The organism is Mycobacterium sp. TH-M11, from assembly GCF_057473725.1.
In genome coordinates, this window is record NZ_JBYCLD010000376.1 from 1 (window position 1) to 4623 (window position 4623).

The following is a 4623-nucleotide window of genomic DNA, read 5'->3' on the forward strand; positions in this document are numbered from 1 at the left end:
CGCTGTCACCGACGCTGATCTTCGACTACCCGACGCCGAGTCGGTTGGCCGCCTACTTCCGCACCGAACTCGCCGGTGTCCCACAGGAAGTCAAGCGCGTGTCTGCGGTGCGGATCACCGGCGACGAGCAGATCGCGATCGTCGGCATGGCATGTCGCTACCCCGGCGGCGTCAACTCGCCGGAAGACCTCTGGGACATGGTCATCGAAGGCCGCGATGTCATCACCGAATTCCCCGGTGACCGCGGCTGGGACGTGGCAAATCTCTACAACCCCGACCCCGATGTCGCCGAGACCTGCTACACCCGCGTCGGCGGATTCGTCGAAAACGTCGGTGATTTCGATCCGGCATTCTTTGGTATCGGACCTTCCGAGGCGCTGGCGATGGACCCCCAGCAGCGGATGTTCCTCGAGTTGGCCTGGGAGGCATTGGAGCGGGCCGGAATTGACCCGACCTCGTTGCGGGGCAGCGCCACCGGAGTTTTCGCCGGATTGATGACGCAAGGTTATGGCATGTTCTCGGCCAAGCCGGTGGAAGGATTCCGGCTGACCGGCCAGCTGTCCAGCGTCGCATCGGGCCGGATCTCCTACGTGCTCGGGCTGGAAGGCCCGGCGGTGTCGGTGGACACCGCCTGCTCGACGTCGCTGGTGACCTTGCACATGGCCGCGCAGTCGCTGCGGTCGGGGGAGTCCGACCTCGCGCTGGCCGGTGGTGTCACGGTCAACGCCACACCCGACATCTTTGTCGAATTCAGCCGTTGGCGTGGGCTGTCCACCGACGGCCGCTGCAAAGCGTTCGCCGGCGCCGCCGACGGCACCGGGTTCTCCGAAGGCGGCGGCATGCTGGTGCTGGAGCGGCTCTCCGACGCCAAGCGCCTCGGCCACCCGGTGCTGGCCCTGGTGAGCGGGTCGGCGATCAACCAGGACGGCGCCTCCAACGGGCTGACCGCACCCAACGGCCCCTCGCAGCAGCGGGTGGTCCGTTCGGCGCTGACCAGCGCGGGCCTCACCAGCGCCGATGTCGACGTCGTCGAAGGGCACGGCACCGGCACTACGCTGGGGGATCCGATTGAGGCCCAGGCGATCCTGGCGACCTATGGACAGGACCGGCAGACCCCGCTGTGGCTGGGTTCGATCAAGTCGAACATGGGCCACACCCAGGCCGCCGCGGGTGTCGCGGGCGTGATGAAGATGGTCCTGGCCATGCGCCACGAGGTGCTGCCGCCGACCCTGCACGTGGATGTGCCCAGCCCGCATGTGGATTGGACGACGGGCTCGGTGCAGCTGCTCACAGAACCCCAGCCCTGGAAGTCCGACGGCCGTCCGCGCCGCGCGGGGGTGTCGTCGTTCGGCATCAGCGGCACCAACGCGCACGTGATCATCGAAGCCCCTCCGGCGGTCGACGAACCCGCCGTGGAAGCCTTCGCTGCGCCGCCCGTCATCCCATGGGTGCTCACGGCCAAATCGGCTGCGGCGCTTCAATCTCAGGCCGCACGCCTGGCCGAATTCATCAGCGCCCGAGACGAGTTGGCTGCCGTCGACGCGGGGTGGGCGTTGGCGGGCCGCACGGCATTCGAACACCGCGCCGTCGCGCTGGGTGCCGACCGCGACCATTTGCTGGCCGGCTTGGCCGAACTCGCTTCCGGCGAAAGTGCATCGGTGGTCAGCGGCACCGCTCTGCCCGGCAAAACCGTCTTCGTGTTCCCCGGCCAGGGCTCACAATGGCTCGGTATGGGAATGGGGCTGCACGCCACCTACCCGGTCTTCGCCGAAGCGTTCAACACCGTGGTCGGTGAGCTGGACCGGCACCTGCTGCGCCCGCTCCGCGAAGTGATGTGGGGTCATGACGAAGACCTGTTGAGCACAACTGAATTCGCTCAGCCGGCGTTGTTCGCCGTCGAGGTTGCGCTCTACCGGCTGCTGCAGTCCTGGGGTGTGCGCCCCGACTTCGTGATGGGCCACTCGGTCGGTGAGCTCACTGCGGCGCACGCCGCGGGCGCGCTGTCGCTGGAGAACGCGGCGCTGCTGGTGGTCGCCCGCGGCCGCTTCATGCAGGCCTTGCCGAGCGGCGGCGCGATGGTCGCCGTGCAGGCAGGCGAGGACGAGGTGCGCCCGCTGCTGACCGCGAACGTCGGCATCGCCGCAGTGAACGGCCCGTCGTCGGTGGTGGTGTCGGGCGACGAAGACGGCGTGAACGGAATCGTCGAGCAACTACGCGCACAGGGCCGTCGGGTCCACCGGCTCGCGGTGTCGCATGCGTTCCATTCGCCGTTGATGGAGCCGATGATCAGCGAATTCAAGGCTGCCGCAAGGGAACTGTCCGTCAATCCGGTCAACATCCCGGTGATCTCCAACGTGACCGGTGAGCTGGCCGGCGAGGAATTCGCCTCGGCCGACTACTGGACGCAGCACATCCTGGCGGCCGTCCGATTCGCCGACAGTGTTCGCTTCGCCAACTCGACCGGTGCCACCCACTTCATCGAGGTCGGTCCCGGCGGTGGTCTCACCTCGTCCGTCGAGGAATCGCTGGCCGACGCCGAGGTGGTGTCGGTCCCGTTGCTGCGCAAGGACCGTCCCGAACCGAACAGCCTGATGAGCGGACTGGCGCAAGCATTCGTGTCGGGCGTCTGCATCGATTGGCGTGCGATGCTGCCCGGCGCGAAGTTCGTCGAACTTCCGACGTATGCCTTTGAGCGAAGGCGCTTCTGGCTGTCTGCCGACGACGCTGCGGTGGACGCCGAGGGTCTCGGCCTGTCGCCCAGTGAGCATGCGCTGCTCGGCGCGGTGGTGGAGCTGCCGACCTCCGGCGGGGTCGTGCTGACCGGTCGACTGTCGGCCCAGTCGCAGGGCTGGCTGTCCGACCATGCGGTCGGTGGCGTGGTCATCTTCCCGGGCGCGGGCTTCGTCGAGTTGGCGATCCGGGCCGGCGACGAGGTCGGCTGCTCGGTCGTCGACGAGTTGACGCTCGCGGCGCCACTGGTGATCCCGACGATCGGTGCGGTGGCCGTGCAGGTGGTCGTCGACGGTGCCGACGAAGCGGGTCACCGTGCGGTGTCGGTGCTGTCCCGTGCCGACATTCATTCGGGCTGGAGTTTGCACGCCGAGGGCAGCGTCCGGCCCGGCACCGCGGAGTCCGGCACCGACCTGACCGCTTGGCCGCCGCCGGGCGCGACACCCGTCGACATCGAGGGACTCTACGACCGGCTTGCCGCGCGCGGATACGGGTACGGCCCCGCATTTCAGGGACTGACAGCCATGTGGCGCCGCGGCGAGGAGGTGTTCGCCGACGTGTCGCTGCCCAGCGATGCCGGCGTGTCGCCGACCGGATTCGGTGTTCATCCGGCGGTTCTGGATGCCGCGCTGCACGCGATGATCGTCGCTACCGAGGCCGACCACGACGGCAAAGACGGTGTCCTGGTGCCATTCTCGTGGCAGGGTGTCTCACTGCATGCGGCGGGCGCCTCATCGGTGCGGGCCCGGATCGCGCCCTCGGGTCCGTCGTCGGTGAGAGTGGAATTAGCTGACGCGCTGGGGCTTCCGGTGCTGTCGGTCGCATCGATGGTGGCGCGCCCGGTATCGCGGCAACAGTTGATGGCCGCCGTGTCGGGTTCGGGTCCCGACCGGATCTTCGAAGTGGTCTGGTCGCCCGCGGCGTCCGGAGCGCACACCGACACACCGTCCTACGATGTGTTCGAATCCCAGCCGGCCGACGACGACACGCTGGGTTCGACTTACCGGCGCACCCATGACGCGCTGGCCGCGCTGCAGTCCTGGCTCGCCGAGCACGACTCGGGCACCCTGGTGATGGCGACGCGCGGCGCGGTCGCGCGGCCGGGGGAGGACGTCAGCGATCTGGCCGGGGCCGCGGTATGGGGTCTGGTGCGTTCCGCTCAGACCGAGCACCCGGGCCGGATTGTGCTGGCGGATTCCGATGGGCCACTGAGTGATTCCACGATCGCCGCAATCCTGGCGGCGGGTGAGCCGCAGGTGCTGGTACGCGGCGACACGGTCCACACCGGTCGGGTTCGCGGTAGCCGGGCAGCGGACGCGCTGCTGGTGCCGCCGGGCGGCGATGCGTGGCGGCTCGGCATGTCCAGCAAGGGCACGTTCGAAAACTTGGTGCTCGAACCGATTCCGGACGCCGATACGCCGCTGCAATCGGGCCAGGTACGGATCGCGGTGCGCACCATGCCGGCCAACTTCCGCGACGTGATGATCGCGCTCGGTCTCTACCCCGACGAGGACGCTGTGATGGGCGTCGAAGCATCCGGCGTCGTGACCGACATCGCCTCGGATGTCAGCCGTTTCGCGGTCGGCGACCGAGTGACCGGGTTGTTCCCGGAAGGCACCGGAACGGTGGCGATCACCGATGCGCGGCTGCTGATGGCCATCCCGTCGGGTTGGTCGTACACCGAAGCGGCGACCGCACCGGTGGTCTTCGCCACCGCCTATTACGCGCTGACCGCGCTGGCCGGCGTTACAGCGGGCCAGCGCATCCTGATTCACGCCGCGGCCGGCGGGGTCGGGATGGCTGCGGTGCAGTTGGCGCGGCACTTCGGGCTGGAAGTGTTCGCTACTGCCAGCCGTCCCAAGTGGGACACGTTGCGGGCGATGGGCTTTGACG

The 4623-nt window shown here is 68.5% G+C and carries 1 protein-coding gene; it reads left to right on the forward strand.

From position 1 onward, the window contains the following. Positions 1 to 2: 2 nt before the first annotated feature. Positions 3 to 4623: beta-ketoacyl synthase N-terminal-like domain-containing protein (locus AC2VOG_RS14965; protein ID WP_486940667.1), on the forward strand; the 4621-nt coding region annotated here is incomplete at its 3' end.